At 70.1% G+C, this 21,309-nt stretch carries 15 protein-coding genes; 9 read left to right on the forward strand and 6 right to left on the reverse strand.

What is annotated here, in order from left to right; all coding sequences use genetic code 11:
- Positions 1-78 precede the first annotated feature (78 nt).
- Complete coding sequence (locus AC1D2H_RS11200; protein WP_478010983.1) at positions 79-993, forward strand: AraC family transcriptional regulator; 915 nt, start codon at positions 79-81, stop codon at positions 991-993.
- Here the strand turns inward: AC1D2H_RS11200 and AC1D2H_RS11205 are convergent.
- The 3 genes from AC1D2H_RS11205 to AC1D2H_RS11215 all read right to left on the reverse strand — a co-directional run bounded on the left by AC1D2H_RS11205 (position 990) and on the right by AC1D2H_RS11215 (position 5,251).
- The gene (locus AC1D2H_RS11205) at positions 990-1,205 is read right to left on the reverse strand and encodes a hypothetical protein (protein WP_478010984.1); all 216 of its coding nucleotides are present in this window, start codon (positions 1,203-1,205) and stop codon (positions 990-992) included. The genes AC1D2H_RS11200 and AC1D2H_RS11205 overlap by 4 nt on opposite strands.
- Complete coding sequence (locus tag AC1D2H_RS11210; protein WP_478010985.1) at positions 1,174-3,507, reverse strand: FdhF/YdeP family oxidoreductase; 2,334 nt, start codon at positions 3,505-3,507, stop codon at positions 1,174-1,176. Before AC1D2H_RS11210 ends, AC1D2H_RS11205 begins: the two co-directional genes overlap by 32 nt.
- Positions 3,508-3,580: 73 nt before the next feature.
- Positions 3,581-5,251 carry an OFA family MFS transporter gene (locus tag AC1D2H_RS11215; RefSeq protein WP_478010986.1) on the reverse strand — a complete coding sequence of 557 codons (1,671 nt, stop codon included), beginning with the start codon at positions 5,249-5,251 and terminating at the stop codon, positions 3,581-3,583.
- A 211-nt stretch (positions 5,252-5,462) separates the two neighbouring features.
- On the opposite strand from AC1D2H_RS11215, the gene AC1D2H_RS11220 reads away from it, so the two are divergent.
- Positions 5,463-6,803, forward strand: coding sequence for a sigma-54-dependent transcriptional regulator (locus AC1D2H_RS11220; protein WP_477931991.1), 1,341 nt, complete (start codon positions 5,463-5,465; stop codon positions 6,801-6,803).
- On the forward strand, positions 6,800-8,140 hold the full coding sequence (locus AC1D2H_RS11225) for a sensor histidine kinase (protein WP_478010987.1): 1,341 nt from the start codon (positions 6,800-6,802) through the stop codon (positions 8,138-8,140). Before AC1D2H_RS11220 ends, AC1D2H_RS11225 begins: the two co-directional genes overlap by 4 nt.
- A gap of 4 nt (positions 8,141-8,144) precedes the next feature.
- On the opposite strand, the gene AC1D2H_RS11230 is transcribed toward AC1D2H_RS11225, so the two are convergent.
- Entirely contained in the window at positions 8,145-9,104 is a 960-nt protein-coding gene (locus AC1D2H_RS11230) for an AEC family transporter (RefSeq protein ID WP_478010988.1), read from the reverse strand.
- 104 nt (positions 9,105-9,208) lie between these two features.
- On the opposite strand from AC1D2H_RS11230, the gene AC1D2H_RS11235 reads away from it, so the two are divergent.
- The 6 genes from AC1D2H_RS11235 to AC1D2H_RS11260 all read left to right on the forward strand — a co-directional run bounded on the left by AC1D2H_RS11235 (position 9,209) and on the right by AC1D2H_RS11260 (position 17,412).
- Positions 9,209-10,249, forward strand: a complete 1,041-nt coding sequence (locus tag AC1D2H_RS11235) for a serine/threonine-protein kinase (protein ID WP_478010989.1) — start codon at positions 9,209-9,211, stop codon at positions 10,247-10,249.
- 79 nt (positions 10,250-10,328) lie between these two features.
- Entirely contained in the window at positions 10,329-10,916 is a 588-nt protein-coding gene (locus AC1D2H_RS11240) for a PEP-CTERM sorting domain-containing protein (protein ID WP_478010990.1), read from the forward strand.
- Positions 10,917-11,078: 162 nt separating this feature from the next.
- Positions 11,079-13,724: a hypothetical protein gene (locus AC1D2H_RS11245; protein WP_478010991.1), complete on the forward strand. Its 2,646-nt coding sequence runs from the start codon at positions 11,079-11,081 to the stop codon at positions 13,722-13,724.
- 10 nt (positions 13,725-13,734) lie between these two features.
- Positions 13,735-15,789 (forward strand): ATP-dependent helicase, encoded by a 2,055-nt coding sequence (locus tag AC1D2H_RS11250; RefSeq protein WP_477931997.1) that lies wholly within the window; start codon positions 13,735-13,737, stop codon positions 15,787-15,789.
- A gap of 267 nt (positions 15,790-16,056) precedes the next feature.
- On the forward strand, positions 16,057-16,425 hold the full coding sequence (locus tag AC1D2H_RS11255) for a hypothetical protein (protein WP_478010992.1): 369 nt from the start codon (positions 16,057-16,059) through the stop codon (positions 16,423-16,425).
- Between the two features lie 297 nt (positions 16,426-16,722).
- Positions 16,723-17,412: a hypothetical protein gene (locus AC1D2H_RS11260; protein ID WP_478010993.1), complete on the forward strand. Its 690-nt coding sequence runs from the start codon at positions 16,723-16,725 to the stop codon at positions 17,410-17,412.
- Between the two features lie 4 nt (positions 17,413-17,416).
- On the opposite strand, the gene AC1D2H_RS11265 is transcribed toward AC1D2H_RS11260, so the two are convergent.
- Together AC1D2H_RS11265 and AC1D2H_RS11270 are read right to left on the reverse strand one after the other, a co-directional pair.
- Positions 17,417-18,934, reverse strand: a complete 1,518-nt coding sequence (locus tag AC1D2H_RS11265) for an alkaline phosphatase D family protein (protein WP_478010994.1) — start codon at positions 18,932-18,934, stop codon at positions 17,417-17,419.
- An 18-nt stretch (positions 18,935-18,952) separates the two neighbouring features.
- Complete coding sequence (locus AC1D2H_RS11270) at positions 18,953-21,019, reverse strand: primosomal protein N' (protein ID WP_478010995.1); 2,067 nt, start codon at positions 21,017-21,019, stop codon at positions 18,953-18,955.
- Positions 21,020-21,309: the final 290 nt, after the last annotated feature.

A 21,309-nucleotide genomic window follows, 5' to 3' on the forward strand; every position in this document is an offset into this window, starting at 1 on the left:
GCGATGGCCTCACGATAGGACGGCAAGACCGTACTCGCTACACTCAAAAGTCCATATCTCATTTGCGATAGTCCGGCCGTGGTCGATCCGCTCGCCGAGGTCGTTGCGCTGCTGCAGCCGTCGGCCCGGTTTTTCAAGAACGTCGTTGGATCGGGTTCCTGGCGGGTGAGCCGCTCGGACGCCGGACAGCCGTTCTATTGCGCGGTTCTCGAGGGCGGCTGCCGCATGGCCCTGGACGGGCAGGAACCGCTGGTGCTGCAAGCCGGCGACTTCGTGCTGGTGCCCGCCGCCTTCGGTGTCGCGATGTCCAGCCTCGACGCACCGGCCGGCACGGCCAACAGCATGCCGATCGCGCTGGCACCGGGCCTGTTCAGGATAGGCGCACCAGACGGGCCGGTGGACCTGCGCATCCTGGCCGGCCATTGCAGCTTCGGCTCGCCGGACGCGGCCCTGCTGGTCTCGCTGCTGCCGCAACTCGTGCATGTGCGCAGCGAGCCGCGCCTGGCGACGCTGGTGCAGTGGGTGGGCGAGGAGTCGCGCGAGCAGCGGCCCGCGCGTGAGATGGTGCTGGCGCGGCTGCTGGAGGTGCTGCTGATCGAGGCCTTGCGGTCGACGGGCGGCACCGCCGCGTCGACGGGCCTGGTGCGCGGGCTCGCCGACGTGCGCCTGGCCGCCGCCATCCGCGCGATGCACGAGCAGCCGACGCGGGCATGGACGGTGGTGGAGCTGGCCAGGGAGGCCGCGCTGTCACGCTCAACCTTCTTCGAGCGCTTCAACCGTGCGGTCGGTGTGGCACCGATGGAATACCTGCTGGCATGGCGAATGGCTCTCGCCAAGAACCTGCTTCGCCGCCACGAAGGCAGCATTGCCGACGTCGCCGAACGCGTCGGCTACAGCTCCGCGAGCACGTTCAGCGTGGCCTTCACCCGGCACGTCGGCCGGCCGCCGACGCAGTACGCGCGGGAGCAGGCCGAGGCGGCGTCAGGCACCTAGACCCGCCGCACGGTCCAGCGGCCGGCGTCATCGCAAGCCAGCTTTACCAGGCCCGGCCCCGGCACGCCGCCGATGCTCGCATCGCTGAGCGCCGTCAGCTCGCGCAGCAGCACGCTGACGCGCTTGTCCAGCCTCTTGGCCAGCCTCGTCAGCGCCACCGGCTCGCCGCCGGGTGCGAGTTCATGCAGCGTTTGCAGCAGCTGTTCCCGCATGCGGCGCCAGCACGACCGGAATGGACTTGGACGTCGGCGTGCGCGCGACCAGCGAAAAGCTCTGCAGCGGCACCAGCGGGTTGGTCTCGGGGTAGTAGCTGGCCAGGCAGCCGCGCGGGATGTCGTACTCGACGAGCAGGAAGCGCTCGGCGTGGCGCTGCTGCACGTCGCTGCCCGATTCATCGACGTAGAGGCTGGTGATGTCCACCCAGTCGCCCGCCTTCATGCCGAGGTCCTTCAGGTCCGCGGCGTTGATGAAGATGACCCGGCGATGGCCGTAGACGCCGCGGTAGCGGTCGTCGTGGCCGTAGATGGTGGTGTTGTACTGGTCGTGGGAGCGCAGCGTCGTCAGCGTGAAGACACGCACATCACGCTGGCGCTCGGCGATGCGCTGCGTGGCCAGGTCGGTCGGCATCGCATGTGTGCTGAACTCGGCCTTGCCGCTCGCCGTGGCCCAGACGCGCTCGCTGGCCGTGTTGCGCAGGCGGAAGCCCCCGGGCGCCTTGATCTTCTCGTTGAAGCCGGCGAAGTCGGGCAGCACGGCCTCGATCTTGTCGCGGATGGCGGCGTAGTTGCTGGCCAGGGCCAGCCACGGTGTGCGGCTCCGGGTCAGCGTGGCGGCGGCCATGCGCGCGATCAGCATGGGCTCGGAGATCAGGTGCTCGGAGGCCGGCGCATTCATGCCGGCCGACAGATGCACCATGCTCATGGAGTCTTCCACCGTGATGCCTTGCGGCCCGGTGGCCTGCACGTCGATCTCGGTGCGGCCCAGCACCGGCAGCACCAGGGCCTGGCGGCCGTGCACGACATGGCTGCGGTTGAACTTGGTCGTCACGTGCACGGTCAGCTCGCACTGGCGCAGCGCGCGCCAGGTGGCGGCGGTGTCGGGCGTGGCGGCGGCGAAGTTGCCGCCCATCGCGATGAAGACCTTGCCCTTGCCGTCCAGCATGGCCTGGATGGCGCCCACGGTGTCATAGCCATGCTCGCGCGGCGGCTCGAAGCCGAAGACGGCGCCGAGCTTGTCGAGGAAAGCCGGCGCGGGCTTCTCGTAGATGCCCATGGTGCGGTCGCCCTGCACATTGCTGTGGCCGCGCACCGGGCAGGCGCCCGCGCCCTCGCGGCCCAGGCTGCCGCGCAGCAGCAGCAGGTTGACGATCATCTGGATGGTCTTCACCGAATGCCGGTGCTGGGTGATGCCCATGCCCCAGCAGGCGATGACACGCTCGCTGCCGGCGTAGATGTCGGCGGCCTGCACGATCTGCTCGCGCGTCAGGCCCGAGGCCTGGACGAGCGGTTCCCAGGGCTGCTCGCGCAGCTCGGCGATGAAGGCCTCGAAGCCCTGGGTGTGCTCGGCGATGAAGGCCACGTCGAGCACGCGCGGCTGGCCGGCGGCCTGGGCCGCGTCGTCCAGCTCGACGACCCGCTTGCACATGCCCTTGAGCAGCGCGAAGTCGCCGCCGACCGTCAGCTGGAAGTAGTGGCTGCTGATGGGCGAGTCGCCCAGCGTCGCCATTTCGATGGCGTTCTGCGGATCGGCAAAGCGCTCCAGGCCGCGCTCGCGCAGCGGGTTGAAGCTGACGATGCGCGCACCGCGCTTGCGGGCGGCGCGCAGCTCGCCCAGCATGCGCGGGTGGTTGGTGCCGGGGTTCTGGCCGAACACGAAGATGGCGTCGGCCTGCTCGAAGTCGTGCAGCGTGACCGTGCCCTTGCCGACGCCGATGGTGGGCCGCATGCCCGAGCCGCTGGGCTCGTGGCACATATTGGAGCAGTCGGGGAAGTTGTTGGTGCCGAACTCGCGCACGAACAGCTGGTACAGGAAGGCCGCCTCGTTGCTGGTGCGGCCCGACGTGTAGAAGATGGCTTCGTTGGGGTTGGGCAGGGCCTGCAGCTCCTTGGCGATCAGCGCGAAGGCGGCGTCCCAGCTGGTGCGCTGATAACGGTCGGTCTGGGCGTCATAGAGCATGGGCTCGGTCAGGCGACCGGTGGCTTCCAGGTCGTAATCGGACGCCGCAGCCCATTCAGCCAGCGTCTTCGCGCCGATGACTTCGGGCGTCGCGCGGCGCGCCGTCGCTTCGGCGGCCACGGCCTTGGCGCCGTTCTCGCAGAACTCGAAGGTCGAGCGGTGGTCGCGGTCGGGCCAGGCGCAGCCGGGGCAGTCGAAACCGTCGGTCTGGTTGGCATGCAGCAGCGTCTTGGCACCCTTGACGGCGACGCCCTGCTCGTTGAGATGCTTGGCCACGCTCTTCAATGCGCCCCAGCCACCGGCCGGGCCGTCGTAAAGCTCGATCTTTTGTTCACTCATGTCACACAACCACCAAGAAAAAGGCCCCGCGCCTTGAGCAGGCAGCGGGGCTTGTCAGCCTAGCAGGACTGGATCAGTTGAAGAACTTGCCCACGTTGATCAGGGTCTTGTAGACACCCCAGGCCAGCGGGATGCCGACGGCCGCCCAGGCCAGGACCACGGTGGCGCTGGACGTGGCCGCAGCGGCGCCGCTGCCGGCCCCCACTTCGGATGCCGCAGCGCGCTCGTGCGCCAGACGCTTTTCCTCGGCCAGTTCAGCGTCGGTCATGAAGTATTTGTCGGCCACCGGGCGGATCATCAGGTTGGCGATCAGGCCGACGACCAGCATGCCGACGAGGATGTACATGGTCTGGTTGTAGACCTGCTCGCGCGGCAGGCCCAGTTCCAGCTGGTAGTCGCGCATGTAGTTCACGACGACCGGGCCGAGGATGCCGGCCGTGGCCCAGGCGGTCAGCAGGCGGCCGTGGATGGCGCCCACCATCTGCGTGCCGAACAGGTCGGCCAGGTAGGCCGGCACGGTCGCGAAGCCGCCGCCGTACATGCTCAGGATGACGCAGACCGCGCCGACGAAGGCCAGCTTGGAACCCGCCGCGGCGCTGCTCGGGATGCTGGCGTACATCAGGCCGCCGAGCAGGAAGAAGACCACGTAGGTGACCTTGCGGCCGAGCTTGTCGGACAGGCTGGCCCAGAAGAAGCGACCGCCGATGTTGAACAGGCTCAGCAGGGCCGTGAAGCCGGCGGCCACGGCGGCGATCTTGGCGAGCTGGGCCTTGTCCAGTTCACCGAACTTGGCCGTCAGGCCGATCAGCGAGCCGCCGAAGACTTCCTGCAGCATGGGGCTGGCCATGCCGATGACGCCGATGCCGGCCGACACGTTCATGCACAGCACGATCCAGACCAGCCAGAACTGCGGGATGCCCCAGACCTTCTTCACATGCACATGGCGCTGCGTGATCATGGCGTTGCTGGCCTGCGCAGCGGGGGGCGTCCAGCCGGCCGGCTTCCAGCCCGTGGGCGGCACGCGATAGCCGAAGGCGCCACCGATCATGAAGACGAAGTAGACGAGGGCCATGACGATGAAGGTCTGCGTCACGCCGACGTCCGTCGCGGTGGCGAAGGTCTTCATCAGTTCGGCCGCCAGCGGCGAGCCGATCATGGCGCCGCCGCCAAAGCCCATGATGGCCATGCCGGTGGCCATGCCGCGCTTGTCCGGGAACCACTTGATCAGCGTCGACACCGGGCTGATATAGCCCAGGCCCAGGCCGATGCCGCCGATGACGCCGCTGCCGAGGATCATCAGCCAGAACTGGTGCAGGTGGATGCCCAGGGCCGAGATCAGCATGCCGCCGCACCAGCACACGGCCGACACGACGCCGGCCTTGCGCGGACCGGAGCGTTCCAGCCAGCCGCCCCAGATGGCCGCAGCGCAACCCAGGAAGACGAAGAAGAGGGTGTACATCCAGCCCAGCGTGGAAACCTTCCAGTCGCAGTTGCTGACGAAGAGCTCCTGGAAGAAGCCGACTTCGGGGCCGCACTTGATGGCTTCCTTGATGCCCAGCGCCTTGGACAGCGGCAGCCAGAACACCGAGAAGCCATAGGCCATGCCGATGCACAGATGGATGGCCAGGGCCGCCGGCGGCACCAGCCAGCGGTTGAAGCCCGCGCCAGCAATGGTGCGCTCCTTGTCGAGCAGACCGGCATTCCGGCCCGGACCGGGCACGGCGTCAATTCCCACAGAGGACATGGAGAAATTCCCTTCGACGTTTGTTGGGCCGCGCGCCCCGCGGCGGTAAGAATTACGCGTCTTCGCGCGCAAGGTGCGCAGAATACGGTGGGGCGTGTTGCACTGCCATGTAAAGCCGCCCAGGTAAATACCTAGAGCCGATGGTCAGAGGTAACCGGACGTTAAAGCGGACCGCGCGGCCGCGGCCAAAACCGCCCTATCCTCCCGCGCCATGCGACGCGCACTGATCATTGACGACCACCCTGGCGTGGGCCAGGCGCTGGAACTGCTGCTGTCCCTGCACGACATCGAAGCCAGCGTCGCCACCAGCCCCGAGGAAGGCCTGGCGCTGCTGGACAAGCGCGCCTTCGGCCTCGTCATCCAGGACATGAACTTCACGGCCGACACGACCTCGGGCGAAGAGGGCGAGCAGCTCTTTCGCGCCATCCGTGCGCGCCGCCCCGACCTGCCCGTCATCCTGCTGACGGCCTGGACGCGGCTGGATGCCGCCGTGGCCCTCGTCAAGGCCGGCGCGGCCGACTACCTGGCCAAGCCCTGGGACGACGCCAAGCTGATCGCCACCGTCGAGAACCTGCTCGAATTAGACGAAGCCAATCGCGAGATCGCGCAATTGCGTGAGGCGCGCCGCGAGCGGCGTGCCGCACTGGCCCGGCGCCATGACCTGGCCGGCCTGGTGTTCGGCTCGGACGGCATGCTGAACCTGCTGGAGCTGGCCGGGCAGATCGCCGCGGCACCGGTACCCGTGCTGATCACCGGCCCCAACGGCGCCGGCAAGGAGCGCATCGCGGCCTTCGTGCATGCCAATTCGAGCGCGCGCGACGCTCCCTTCATCGCGCTGAACTGCGGCGCCCTGCCCGCCGACCTCATCGAGGCCGAGCTCTTCGGCAGCGACAGCGGCGCCTACACCGGCGCGGCCAAGGCCCGCGTCGGCCGCTTCGAGGCGGCCGACGGCGGCACCCTCTTCCTCGACGAGATCGGCAATCTGCCGCTGGCCGGCCAGGTGAAGCTGCTGCGCGTGCTGGAGACGGGCCAGTTCGAGCGCCTGGGCTCGAGCAAGACGCGCCAGGTGAAGGTGCGCGTGCTGAGCGCGACGAATGCCGACCTGCGCTCGATGGTGAAGTCAGGTCAGTTTCGCGAAGATCTGTTTTATCGCCTCAACCTCATCGAGCTGAAGCTGCCGGCCCTGGCCGAGCGCCGCGACGACGTGCTGCCGCTGGCCGAGCATTTCCTGGCCGGGCGCGCGCGCCTGAGCGAGGCCGCGCGCGAGGCCCTGCTGGCGCACCGCTGGCCGGGCAATGTGCGCGAGCTGAAGAACGCGGTCGAACGCGCGGCCCTGCTCTGCCAGGGCGGCGAGATCACGCCGGCCCTGCTCGGCCTGGAAGAGGCCAACGGTGGCGCGGGCGCCTACCGCAACCTGGATGAACCCAGCCGCGAGGCCGTCGTCGCGGCACTGAATGCGGCCGGCGGCATCGTCAGCCGCGCGGCCAGCCAGCTCGGCCTGTCGCGCCAGGCGCTGTACCGGCGACTGGAGCGTTACGGGATCGCGCCTTGATACCCCATCTCTCGCTGCGCGCCCGCGCGCTGCTGGCCCTGGGCGCCGCGGCGGTCGTGCCGCCGCTGGTCATCCTCGGCGTGCGGCGTGCGGGGCTGGACGCCGGCATTGCGCTGGCCGTCGCGGTGCTGGTGATGCTGCCACTGGTCGCCTGGCTGGCGGCCTTCTGGCTGGCGCCGCTGCTGCGGCTGATGCGTGCCCTCGAAGGCGCGGTGCTGAGCTACCGCGACGGCGACTTCAGCCTCAACCTGGCGCCCGACGGCCCGCCCGAGCTGGCCATGCTGACGCGCCTGCATGCCGAACTGGGCCTGGCCCTGCGCGAGCAGCGCCAGCACCTGGCGCAGCGCGAGCTGCTGCTGGACACCGTCGTGCAGAACACGCCCGTTGCGCTGGTGCTGACCGCCCCGAGCGAGCGCATCGCCATCGCCAACCTGGCCGCCCGCCAGCTGCTGGGGGACGGGCGCAGCCTGACCGGCCTGGACTTCCCCACCGTCATCGCCGCGCTGCCGGAAACGCTGCGCGAGGCCCTCTCCGGCGATGGCGACCGGCTGTTCGCGGTGACGCTGCCCGACGGCTCGGAGGAGACCTTCCACCACAGCACCCGCGCGTTCAGGCTGCAGGGCCAGCCGCACCGGCTGCGGCTGCTCAGGCGCATGACGCGGGAGCTGTCGCGCGCCGAGGTGGCGACGTGGAAGCGCGTCATCCGCGTGCTGAGCCACGAGCTGAACAACTCGCTGGCGCCGATCTCGTCGCTGGCGCACAGCGGCGCCGAGCTGGCGCGGCGCGGCGACACCGAGCGCCTGCCGCAGGTGCTGGCCAGCATCGGCGAGCGCGCGACCCATCTGCACCGCTTCCTGTCGGGCTATGCCAGTTTCGCCAAGCTGCCCGCACCGCGCCGCGAGGAGGTCGATTGGGCCGCCTTCCTGAACCGGCTGGCGACGCTGGGCGAATTCAATCTCGATGGCGAGGTGCCGGCCCAGCCCGGCTGGTTCGACGCGGCGCAGATCGAGCAGGCCCTGCTGAACCTGATCAAGAACGCGCACGAGTCGGGCAGTGATCCGGACGAAATCTCGCTGCGCCTGGGCCTGGTCGGCAGCGAGTTGCGCATCGAGGTGCTGGACCGCGGCCCCGGCATGAGCGAGGCGGTGCTGGCCCAGGCCCTGCTGCCCTTCTATTCCACCAAGCGCTCGGAGCCGGGCTCCCAGGGCGGCACCGGCCTGGGCCTGGCGCTGGTGCGCGAGATCGCCGAGGCGCATGACGGCCGCATTGCGCTGAACAACCGCGACGGCGGCGGCCTGCGCGTGGCCATCAGCCTGCCGCAGGTGAGGGCCTGTTAGCGCCCTACATGAGGACGGCGGCCAGCACGCTGAAGGTGACGAAGGCCAGCGCCGTCGACGCCAGGATGATGCGTGCGACGCGGCCGTTGTCGGCGCCATAACGCTCGGCCAGCAGTGACACATTGCTGGCGCTGGGCAGGGCCGCCGCCAGCGTCAGCGCGACGAGCTGGGGCCAGGCCAGCGGCGCGCCCAGCCAGCGCGCCGCGGCACCCAGCGCGAACACCAGGGCTGGGTGCAGCAGCAGCTTGATGGCCGCCACCGGCAGATACAGCGCCGGCGGCGTCACCCGGCCCGCCTTGCGGTTGACCCGGCCCGAGCGGCTCAGCACGGCGCCGATCGTGAACAGGGCCACCGGCGAGGCCGCATCGCCCAGCATCGAGATCACCTTGGCCAGCGGCCCCGGCAGCACCAAGCCACTGGCGCCCAGCGCCGCGCCCAGGGCGATGGACCAGGGCAAGGGATTGGACGCCGCCGCCTTCAGCGCCTGCACGAAAGCCGCCCGGCCGGCATGGCCGCTGGCGCCCGCCTGGGCCAGCGCGATGCACAGCGAGCTCGTCACGAAGAGGTCGGCCAGGATGGTGCTGACGACAGCCCCGCCGGCGGTACTGCCCAGCAGCGCGACGATGAGGGGCACGCCCATGAAGCCGGTGTTGGGGAAGGCAGCCACGAGGGCACCGAAGGCCGCGTCCTTCATGCCGACGCGCTCGGACAGCGTCGTCGCCACCGTGAAGAAGACGATCAGCAGGGCCGAGCTCAGATAGACGCCAAGCAGGGCGGGGTTCAGCAACTCCAGCAGCGGCGTGTCGCGCCCGAAGCGGAACAGCAGGCAGGGCAGCGCGAAGAACAGCACGAAGCCGTTGAGGCCGGGAATCGCGCTGTCCGGCAGCAGGCCGCGCTCGGCGGCCAGCCAGCCGCACAGCACGAGAGCGAAGAATGGGAAGGTCGTGGCGAGGACGGCGAGCATCTTGGCGCGCGAGTATCAAGCCCGTGAGCGAATGCTCGGACGGTCGCCGTTTGTAACAACGGGGGATGGCGAGCCCCCTGGGGTCACCCCTAATATGCCGCGCCATGCGCATGCCCAATCTCTCCCTGCCACCGCCAGCCGCCGCCGCGCCCCTGGATGAAGGGCAGGCCCTGGGCGTGTGGCGGCTGGAAAAGCCGCTGCCCGACGGCGAGCAGGCCCATGCCGGCCAGTGGTACAGCGCCCATCACGCGATGGCCAAGGAGCAGAAGTCCGCCGTCCTCGTGCTGGATCGCAGCGACCAGGGCGCCGGCGTCATGCTGCGTTATGCCGACCAGGCCGGCGACCTCGCCAAGCTGCAGCACACCCATATCGCCGTGCCCAGCGACAGCGGCGTGACGCCCGATGCCCATCCCTATCTGATCGTCGAGGGCGAGCATGGCGAGCCGGTGCTGCCACGCCTGCACGAACTCGGCCTGCGTGCGCGCGTCGAGCTGCTGGTGCAGCTCTGCGAGGCGCTGCGCTCCGCCCACCAGCAAGGCTGGCTGCTGGCCGAGATCGACCCCGCCATGATCTGGCTCGGCCCCGAGGGTGGTGTGCGCCTGATGGGCCTGGGCCTGGCCAAGATTCCCGACCCGACCGATCCCTTCGACCGCGGCCTGAGCCTGGGTGCCTCGCCCGCCTTCGTCGCCCCCGAGCGCCGCAACGGCGAACCGCCCAGCCTGGCCAGTGAGGTGTTCGGCCTGGGCGCGTTGGCCCGCGTCTTCATCTGCGGCTGGGAAGACACCCCCAAGGGCCTGGCGCCGCTGCGCGGCAGCGCGGCCGACCAATGGCCCACGATGAAAGAAGCCCAGCAGCTCAAGCTGGATGCGGTGCTGCGCTCGGCCATGGCCGACTCGCCCGAACTGCGCATGCGCGGCGCCGAGAGCATGGCCGATGAACTGCGTGAATGGCTGGGCCTGAGCCCTTCACGCAATGCCGGCAGCGCCACCGAGCCGATGGCGACCGCCACCGCCAAGCCCGTGGCCTGGTGGAAGCGCTGGCTGTGGCTGGGCGCCGCGGCCGGCGTGGGCCTGCTGGCCATGGCGGCCCATGTCTCGGAACGCCCGGCTGCCTCGGCAAGCACCCACAGTCAGCCGCCCGGCTGAGGGAAGACTGTCTAGGGATGTCGCCCAGGCCGTCCCTCGGCCAACAATGCGCGCCCCACCCGATCCTGGAGCGCCTGCCATGGCCCGTCGTCTCTTTGCGCCCTTCGTCGCCGCCACGCTGACCCTGGCCACCTCGGCCGTGCTGGCGGCCGGCTTCAACACCGATGCCGAAGGCTGGACCACCAGCAACGGCGGCGACCAGGTCTGGATGCCCACTGGCGGCAATGGCGGCGGCTGGCTGCAGGTCACCGACGTCAGCAACGACGACTTCCTGCTGAACGCACCCGCCGCCTGGCTGGGCAACTGGTCGGCCTATGCCGGCGGCACGCTGTCCTTCGATGCCAGGAATGTCAACGGCGACGCGCCGGACTGGAGCCCCTTCGGCGAAGTCACCATCACCGGCACGGGCGGCAGCCTGGTGTTCGACATGGCGGCAGCCGGCACCCCGCCGGCCGACGGCCAATGGCATCACTACAGCTTCGTGCTGCCGGCGTCGGCCGTGCTGTCCAGCGTGACCAGCCTGACGATCAAGGGCGAGTTCCATGCCGGCGTGACCGAGATCGTCGGCATCGACAACATCCAGGTCACGGCCGTGCCCGAGCCCGGCGAGGCGGCCCTGCTGCTGGGCGGCCTGGGCCTGCTCGCGCTGCTGCGACGCCGGCGCTGAGTCCACGCCGCCAGCGGCCGGGGTTGCCCGGGATGCGGGGCCCACGGTGCTCGGCAACAATGCGCGCTTCCCCGGAGGTTCCATGGCCCGCCCGCTGCTTGCGCCGTTGTACGCGACCCGTCTTGTCACTCTCCCCGCCGGCCTGAGCCGGCAGGTGCGCTGATGGCCGCCGTCGGGGCCGCGCCCGCCAACGTCACATCGGGCCTGATGGGCTTCGGCGAACTGCAGCTCAAGCTGCCCGCCACCAAGGCGCAGTGGCTGGCCCTCGTGGCCGGCGTCGGCATGGGCCTCATCGGCGCCGAACTGGCCTGGCATCACCCGCTGTCGGGGCAGCTCGCGCTGGCGGCCTGGGGTGCCGTCGTGCTGCTGGCGGCGCTGTTCTGGGTCAAGACTCCCGTCCTGCTGCTCGCACCCCTGCCCCTGGTGGGCCTGGCGCCGTGGACCGGCTGGATCAGCTTCGAGGAGATGGACCTCCTCGTCAGCGCCTGCGGCTGCGGCGGCTATCTGGCCTATGCGCTGCAACTGAACGCCCGCGACCGCGCCCCGGCCTGGCGCCACGGCCTGGTCTATTCGCCGGTCGTCGTCGTGCTGCTGATGGCGCTGGCGCTGTCGGCGGCCTGGAGCATCCGGCGCGGTTTCGCCGACGCCGGCGGTTTCACCTTCGGCTGGTTCCATGGCTACCACGAGGCCATGAATTCGGTGCGCAATGCCAAGGCCATCTTCCTGGCCCTGGCCCTGCTGCCGCTGTGGACGGCCGCAGCGACCGCGCGTCCACGGGGCTTCTCCCGCGGCCTGCTGCTCGGCCTGGTGCTGGCCCTGGCCGGCGCCAGCGCGGCGGCGCTGTGGGAACGCCTGGCCTATACCGGCCTGCTGGACTTCTCCACCGACTACCGCACGACCGCACTGTTCTGGGAGATGCATGTCGGCGGCGCGGCCCTGGACGGCTTCCTGGTGCTGACCCTGCCCTTCGCGCTGCTGGCCCTGCTGCGCACGCGCTCGCCCTGGCGCTTCGCCATCGGCCTGGTCGTCGCGCTGCTGGCCGCCTATGCCTGCCTGACGACCTTCTCGCGCGGCGTCTATCTCGCGCTGCCGCTGGCCCTCATCCCCATGGTCATGCTGGCCGACGGCCAGCGCCGCCGTGCCGTGGCCTCCGGGCCCGAGAGCAGCAGCATCGACAGCACCCTCGGCGCCGTGGATGCGCCGCTGCCACGCCTGGCCAAGGTGGGCGCACTGGCCATGGCCGGCGCCTTCGCGCTGGCGGCCGCCCTGGTCTTCGGCGGCGGCGGCTACCGCGGCCTGCTGGCCCTGTTCTTCGTCATGATCATCCTGCTGACCATGCCGGCCAGCCTGTGGCTGCCGGCCTTCGGCCAGCGGCTGACGGCGGTGGTCATGGGCGGGCTGCTGGCCCTGCTGCTGGGCGGGGCGAGCTGGGCGCTGTCGCTGGCGATCCCGAAGGCGGCCTATCTGCTCAACGTCGTCGCGCTGCTGTGCTGCGCCGCGCTGCGCTGGCGCGACGCGCCAGGCCAGGCGCGCCCCATCTATGTTCTGCTGGTGTCGACCTGCTGGTTCTGGCTGCTGGCCACCATGGTCATCGTGGCCGACTACTGGGGCGGCACCTCGGGCCGCTGGACGGCCTCGGCCGCCGGCCTGGCCCTGGCCGGCCTGTGGGCCGCCATGCTGCTGGAGCCGCGGCTGTGGCCCTTGCAGGGTGCCGGCAGCACGGGCAAGGCCGGCTGGCGCAAGCGCGCCCTGCTGGTGGCCGGACTGCTGCTGGTCATGGCCATCGTCGCAGCCCTGGGTGGCGGCGCCTATCTGCGCGACCGCGTGGCCACCTGGAAGGAAGACGGCAGCACCCGCCTGACGCATTGGCGCGAGGGCCTGCACCTGCTGCACGGTGGCCGCCAGTGGCTGCTGGGCAAGGGCGCCGGGCGCTTCGTGCCGAGCAATTTCTACGACGGCCCGATCAGCAGCCAGATCGGCGACTACCGGCTGCGCCACGACCCGACCGAGTCCTATCTCGCGCTGGCGGCCGGCAAGCATGTGCTGGGTCGCGGCGAGCAGTTCCGCGTCAGCCAGCGGATCAGCACCCCCGCACCTGGGCCCGTCGCCATCACCCTGGTGCACCGCACGGCGGCCGACGCCCATCTGTTGCTGCAGATCTGCGAGAAGAACCTGATCTACCCGGACAACTGCTACGGCATCGAGCCGACGTTGAAGCCTTTGCGCACCGAGGCGCCGGTCGAGGGCGCCACCGAGGCCGCCGCGCCGCCGGCCGATGCCGCGGGCATGGGCGCCTGGCAGACCAGCCAGTTCAAGCTCGGCCCGGTGCCGGCCATGGGCGGCGACTGGTGGGCGCCACGCTTCGTGACCTTCTCCATGTCGCTGGACACCCGGGCGGCGCGCGTCGACATCGCCCGAATCGCGATGCAGGACGCCCAGGGCCGCCAGCTGCTGGTCAACGGCGACTTCAACCGCGAGATGGCGCGCTGGTTCTTCTCCAGCGACCGCAACCACCTGCCCTGGCACATCAAGAACGCCGCCCTGCATGCGCTGTTCGAGCAGGGCCTGGTGGGCCTGGCGCTGCTGGGCGGCGCCTACCTGCTGGCGCTGACGCGGCTGTCCTTCGGCCGTGGCCGTGACCACCCGCTGGCGCCGGCCATCGTCGCCGCGCTGATCGGCTTCGGCACCGTCGGTGCCTTCGACAGCCTGCTGGACGTGCCGCGCGTCGGCTTCGTCTTCTTCATGCTGCTGTTGCTCGGCCTGGGCCTGCGGGCCCTGCCAGGGGAAGGCGTTGCGCGAGTGGCATGATGCGCGCCCCATGTCCAGCGCCCCTCCGTCCGCCGGACTCAACCCGGCCCAGCTCGAAGCCGTCTACCACCTGAGCGGCCCCTGCCTCGTCATCGCCGGCGCGGGCTCGGGCAAGACGCGGGTCATCACGACCAAGATCGCCCAGCTGCTGGTGTCCGGCTACCGGCCCAGCCAGATCGCGGCCATCACCTTCACGAACAAGGCCGCGCAGGAAATGCGCGAGCGCGCCAAGGCCCTCGTCGGCAACAAGGCCGCCAAGGACCTGGCCATCTCGACCTTCCACAGCCTGGGCGTGCGCCTGCTGCGCGAGGAAGGCTCGCGGGTCGGGCTGAAGGAGCAGTTCTCCATCCTCGACAGCGACGATGTGCTGAACGTGCTGAAGGATGCCGGCAGCACGACCGACATCAACCAGGCGCGGCGCTGGCAGTGGACCATCTCGCTGTGGAAGAACCAGGGCCTGGGCCCCGCCGAGGCCGCCCAGGTCGCCAAGGACGAGGACGAGCGCTCGGCCGCTGCCGTCATGGTGCGCTACCAGGAGCGCCTGGCGGCCTACCAGGCGGTGGACTTCGACGACCTCATCACGCTGCCGCTGAAGCTGCTGACGCGCGACGCTGAGGCGCGCGAGAAGTGGCAGAACAAGCTGCGCTATGTGCTGGTGGACGAATACCAGGACACCAATGCCGTGCAGTACGAGTTGCTGAAAGCACTGGTGGGCGAGCGCGGCATGTTCACGGCCGTGGGCGACGACGACCAGTCCATCTACGGCTGGCGCGGCGCCACCATCGAGAACCTGAAGCGCCTGCCGACCGACTACCCGACGCTCAAGGTCATTCCGCTGGAGCAGAACTACCGGTCGACGGGTTCCATCCTGCGCGCCGCCAACAACGTCATCGCCGGCAACCCCAAGATCTTCGAGAAAAAGCTGTGGAGCGAGTTCGGCGACGGCGAACCGGTTGTGCTGCTGGAGGCCGACGGCGAGGAGCACGAGGCCGAACGCGCGGTCGCACGCATCCAGGCCCTGCGCAGCGAGGGCAAGGCGCCGCAGTACAACGATGTGGCCATCCTCTACCGCGCCAACCACCAGGCCCGCGTCTTCGAGCAGGCGCTGCGCCGCGCACAGATCCCGTACCGCGTCTCCGGCGGCCAGAGCTTCTTCGACAAGGCCGAGATCAAGGACCTGTGCGCCTGGCTGCGCCTGCTGGTGAACCAGGACGACGACCCGGCCTTCCTGCGCGCCGTGACGACGCCCAAGCGTGGCATCGGCCACACCACGCTGGGCGCGCTCGGCACGTTCTCGGCGCAGTGGAAGTGCAGCATGTTCGAGGCCCTGTTCTCCGAGAGCCTGGCCACGGCCGTCACGGCCCGCGCGCTCGCGCAACTGCACGAGTTCGGCCGCAGCGTGAACGAGCTGCAATACAAGGCCAGGCACACCGAAGGCCACACCGCCGCCCACGCAATGTTGACGGAATGGCTGAAGGACATCGCCTACGAAGCCCATCTGCTCGACAACGAGGAGAACGAGAAGGTCGCCCAGGCGCGCTGGGGCAATGTGCTGGACTTCGTCGACTGGGTCGCCAAGCGCTGCGGCGGCCAGCAGAGCGAGGAAGGCGGCGTCAGCTTCACCGAGCCCAAGCAGAGCGTGCTGGACGTGGCGCAGACCATCAGCGTCATCCTGTCGCTGGCCGAGCGCGGCGACGAGCAGGACCAGGTCACGCTGACGACGCTGCACGCCTCCAAGGGCCTGGAATGGCCCCATGTCGTGCTGGCCGGCGTCAACGAGGGCCTGCTGCCCTTCAAGCGCGAGGAGGCCGAGCTGACGGCCGAGGCCCTGCAGGAGGAAAGGCGGCTGATGTACGTCGGCATCACCCGCGCACGCACGACGCTGGCGGTGTCGACGTTGCGCCGGCGCAAAAAAGGCCGCGACACCGTTGTGGGCATTCCCAGCCGCTTCCTGGCCGAAATGAAGCTGCACGAGGGCAGCACCCGCGAAGATCCCCGGGAAAAGCTCAAGCGCATGCGCGAGGAACTGGCCGCCAAGGCGGCCGCCCGGGCGTCATCCCAGTAAATCGTGGCCGTAGTGCCGGAATGCGGGCCGAGCGCTGGGCCGTTCCCGAGCCGGCCCGCGCTGGCGATGTGCTTGTGGCTCGATGCCGCAAGCGTCGCCGTCCCCTCGGGGGACCGGCCAAGCACGGCTTGGACGAGGGGCTTCATGAATTTCAAGGATGGAGCGCTCATTCGCGGGGGTACCCCTCAAGCGCGTGAAGTCTTCACAACTTCGCCACGCTAGGCTGCGAACAATGCGATCCAGTCCTTCTTTCCGGTGAGCCTGCACATGAAAGCCCTGGTCCTTGCTGCCGCCCTCGCTGCCCTGACCGCCTCGGTTCCGGCCGGAGCCGCGCGTGAAGCCCGCCAGCCCATCGTCGACACGACGACGGCCACCATGATTGCCGATGCCGGTCGCCTGGGCTCGGCCAGCCTGACGTCACTGAATGGCAACAGCCACTGGACGCCAGCGACCCGCCGGGTCGAAGCCGAATTTGAAATCCTGCCCGCCCAGATCGATACCGGCTCCCTGCTGATCGCCCTCGGCGCCCTGGCACTGGCCCTCGCCCGCCCCGTCACCCGCGCCCTGCGCCGCCAGGAACAGCAGCGCCGCGCCGCCGCGCTGGCCAGCACCCTCGCCCACTCGCCACGAGCCTGAGCGGCGCCTCCCCTCCGTGTTGCGGGCCGAGCGCCGGGCCGCCCCTAGCCGGCCCGCCTTGGGCGATGTGCTTGCGGCTTGATGCCGCAAGCATCGCCGTCCCCTCGGGGGACCGACCAGGCGCGCCTGCGTTCAGCACGGCGCGACTGGGCGAGGGGCTACCGTTTTCAGTGATTTGCTTCACGGACCGCACACCGGTCTGAGGGGGGTGTTGGCGCGGGTGTGAACTCTGCACCGGGCGCCGGGCAGGGCAGGCCAAAGAATCGCGGCCAGTCATCACACCGCCCTGCCCCACCCATGAAACGCGTCGCCTCCCTGCTTGCCCTGATCGCCCTCAGCGCTTCTGCCCTGGCCGCTCCTGTGCCGGCCGGCAACCTGATCGTCAACGGCAGCTTCGAGAGCACCGCCGTGGCCAACGGCAGCTGGGTCAATGTCGCGTCCATGACGGGCTGGACCTGGCTGGCCGGCCCCGGCACCGGCTTCGAGGTCCGCAACAACGTCGCCGGCACCGCCAAGGACGGCAGCAACTACGTCGAGCTCGACACCAACGGCAACACGCTGATGGGTCAATACCTGGACAACCTGTCGGCCGGCGCCAGGTACGAGTTGAGCTTCTGGTACGCACCGCGTGAGTTCCAGGCGGCCTCGACCAACGGCATGCAGGCGTTCTGGAATGGCGTGCAGCTGGGCGCCACGCTGAGCGGCCTCGGCAGCAGCGGCAATGCCTGGACCGAGGTCAAGTTCAGCCTGACGGCCCAGGCCGGCCGCAACCTGCTGAGCTTCGCGTCGGTCGGCAGCAGCGACGGCCTGGGTGGCAACCTTGACAACGTCAGCCTGAACCGCGTCCCCGAGCCCGGCAGCCTGGCACTGACCTTCGCCGCGCTGGCGGGCTGCCTGCTGCTGCCGCGCACGCTGCGCCGCAAGGCCGAAGCGCGCCGCGCCCAGGCGCTGGCGGCGGCGCTGGCCGCACCCGTGCCGGCGCGCTGATCGGCTAGGCTTTCAAGACACCGGCACGACCCGGCGCCACGACAAAGCGCGCAGCGGTGCTGATGCCGCTGTCGGGTTTGAGCGCGTCGTCCAGTGCCCGCACCGAGGCCCGCAGGCCGTCGCGCGCGTCCAGCGTGAAGGCCATATAGCCGCGCTGGTCATTGCGGCCGTAGTGCAGATGCGGGTTCAGCTTCAGCACATCGTCCAGTGGCTGCTTGCCGCCCCAGCTGGTGATGGAACTGCCACAGAACTCGCTGGCGACGGTGGGTGAGGCCGGGTCGTCGAAGTCGGCCTTCAGATCGGCCACGACGTGGCTGTGCACATCGCCGCCCAGCACGACGACATTGGGCACCTTGCGCTCGCGCACGACGCCCAGCAGGCGGCCGCGCGCGGGCGCGTAGCCGTCCCAGCCGTCGGTCCAATAGATGGGGGCTGTGGGCTCGGCTGCATTCCAGTTCATCCGCGCCATCAAGGTCTGCTGTGCCACCAGGTTCCAGCGGCCGGCTGTCGTGTCCCAACCCTCGGCCAACCAGCGCTCCTGGGCCGCGCCGAGCAGCGTGCGCTTGGGGTCCAGCAGCCCGGGGCATTCGGACAGCGGCAGCGTGTTGCTGCCGTAGCGGCCCGCGCGGGTGCACAGCTGCGGGTCGCGGTACTGGCGATCGTCCAGCGCGTGGATGACGGCCAGCCGCCCCCAGGCGTGGCGGCCATGCATGCGCATGTCCACGCCCCGCGGGCGCCAGGCCTTGGGCAGGGGCTGGTGCTCCCAGTAGGCCTGGTAGGCGGCGCTGCGGCGGGCGGGGAAGTCCTGCGCGATCTTCTCGCCGCGCAGCCCGGCGTAGTCGTTCTCGACCTCGTGGTCGTCCCAGACGAACAGCCAGGGCACGGCGGCATGCATGGCCTGCAGCGCGGGGTCGGACTTGTACTGTGCGTAGCGGCCGCGGTACTGGTCCAGCGTCACCGCCGCGCCGCCCTCGACGTCGCGCACACGGCCCGGTGCGGCGCCGTACTCGTAGATGTAGTCGCCCAGGAACATGACCAGGTCCAGCTCCTCGGCCAGCATGTGGCGCCAGGCGGCGAAGAAGCCATGGTCCCAGCGCTGGCAGCTCGCGATCGCGAAGCGCAGCGGCTCCAGCGCGTCCGCCGCCGGCGCGGTGCGCGTGCGGCCCGCCGGGCTGCGCTGGCCCAGGGCCTCGAAGCGGTACCAGTACCAGCGGCCGGGTTTCAGCCCTGCCGGTTCGGCATGCACGCTGTGCGCCCAACCCGCTTCGGCCGTCTCGGTGCCCGTGGCGACGCGGCGCTGGAAGGCCTCGTCCTCCGCCACCTCCCAGCGCACCTCGACACGCTCCGGCAGGTCGGCACCGGTCAGCCGCGTCCACAGCACCATGCCGTCAGCGGTCGGGTGACCCGAGGCGATGCCGAGAGCGAAACGCGGTGCCACGTCCGCGCGCGCATGGCGCAGAAGACCGGGCGCGAGGCCGGCGGCCAGAGACAGTTGCAGCAGGTGGCGGCGATGGATGTCCATCGCGCCATTGTGGAGGCGTCAGATCGCTAGGGGATCCACGTCGACCGCCCAACGCAGCACGGCCTTGTGCTCGCGCTTCAGCGCGATCAGCTCGGGCACCCAGCCGCGCAGAAAGGCCTGCAGCCGCGCCCGCTGCGTCGCCTCCACCAGCATCTGCATGCGCTCCACATCGGCCACGCGCGCCACCGCGTGCGGCACCGGCGGGTAGACCAGCACGCCGTCGTCATGCGCCAGCTCAGCCGCCGCGGTCAGGAAAGCCTTGGCGGCCTCCGCCGTGCGCGCCTCGGCACGCAGCAGGGCCAGGTGGGCGAAAGGCGGCAAGCTGGCCGAGCGGCGCTCGGCGAGCTGGTCGGCCGCGAAGCGCACATAGTCGTGGCGCGCCAGCGCCTGGTAGAGGGCGTGCTCGCGATGCCAGGTCTGCACCCACATCTCGGCCGGCGTCTCACCCGAGGCATCGCGGCCCGCGCGGCCGCCGGCCTGCATCAACAGCGCGAACAGGCGCTCCGGTGCGCGGAAGTCGCTGCTGAACAGGGCGCCATCCGGGTTCACCGCGGCCACGAAGCGGATGCGCCGGAAGTCGTGGCCCTTGGTGATCATCTGCGTGCCGACGAGGATGTCGACGTCGCCGTCGTGCACGGCCTGCAGCTGGGCCTCCAGCTCGCCCTTGCGACGCGTCGAGTCGGCGTCGATGCGCAGCACGCGCGCGCCGGGCAGCGCCTCGCCGAGCTGCTCCTCCAGCTTCTCGGTGCCGCGGCCGATGGGCGCGATATCGTGGTTGCCACAGTTGGGGCAGGCGCTCGGCACGCGCTCGGTGAAGCCGCAGTGATGGCAGCGCAGCGTGCGGTCGCGCTTGTGGAAGACGCGCCAGGCGCTGCAATGCGGGCAGTCGCTCTTCCACTGGCATTCGCCGCAATGCAGCACCGGCGCATAGCCGCGGCGGTTCAGGAACACGAGGCTCTGCTCGCCGCGCTCCAGGCGCGCCTTCAGCTCCGCCAGCAGCGGCGCCGTCAGCGCGGTTGTCACACCCGCGGTGGGCGGCAAGGCCTTCATGTCGAACAGGCGCACCCGGGGCAGCGCCCCGCCGCCGATGCGTGCGGCCAGCGTCAGGCGCTCATAGCGGCCGCTTTCGGCGTGCTGCCAACTCTCCAGCGACGGCGTGGCCGAACCCAGCACGACGGGCACCTTGAGGTCATGCGCGCGCCAGATGGCCAGGTCGCGTGCCGAGTAGCGTGCACCGTCCTGCTGCTTGTAGGAAGGGTCGTGTTCCTCGTCGACGACGATCAGCCCCAGTTCGGGCATTGACGCGAACACGGCCAGCCGCGTGCCCAGCACCAGGCGGGCCCGGCCGAGGTGGGCGGCCAGCCAGTTCTGCAGGCGCTGGGCCGGTGTCAGCGCGCTGTGCAGCGACACGATGGCCAGCGGTTGCGGCAGCAGCGCCGCGAAGCGCTCGGTGAAGCGGGCCTCCAGTTGCGGCGTCAGGTTGATCTCGGGCACCAGCACCAGCACCTGACGGCCTGCCGCCAGCGCGGCCTCGGCGGCGCGCAGATAGACCTCGGTCTTGCCGCTGCCGGTGACGCCAAAGAGCAGCAGCGGTTTGCGCTCACCGCCATCGATCTGGGCCGCAATACGCGCCACCGCCGTCGCCTGCTCCGGCGCCAGCTCGGGCCTGACCGGCTCTGGCACGGCGACCGGCTTGGCTGCCTTGCGGTCCAGCTTGCGCAGCCGCGCGGCGAGTTGCTCGGGCGACAGCTCGCGCAACTGCGGCGGCAGCACGGCGCTGGCCAGTTCGCCGACGCTGCGCTGGTAGTAACCGGCGGCGAAATCCAGCAGCCGGCACCAGTCGGCGCCCAGCGGCGTCAGCGCGTCAAAAACGGCGGCCACCGGTCGCAGGGCGACCTCGGTCACCGGGGCTTCGTCGCCCGGCCAGACGATGCCCAGCAACTCGCGCTTGCCCAGCGGCACCCGCACCAGGGACCCCGATGCGAGCGCCTGCTCACTGGCGTAATCAAGCGGGCCGTTCAAGCCGCTGTGCTGCGGCGCGTCAACCGCCACGCGCACCGTTGTGGCCCCCCCGGTTTCAGCCATGCGCAGCTCCGTGCTTCTTGTGAAGCAGTGGCTCAGCAAGTGGCTGCAAGTGCATGATTCGTAAAGGCTCTTGGGTTGCCCACAATTTCTGTGGATAAGTTTGTGAGCAAATCAGCCGCCGAGGACCGATAGAAGGCCAATGAGCATTGCAATGCCCCAAATTAGCCCGCCGATGCTTTTTGGGCACTACCTTGAAAATCAAGCACTTAGCACGAATTCGGGAAAACTCTTAGGTGCGCCGCACCAACCGCGTTCCGGCGCCCTCGCCCCCCAAATTTTGGGGATAAGTC

The organism is Roseateles sp. P1_C1_2 (genome assembly GCF_056406535.1).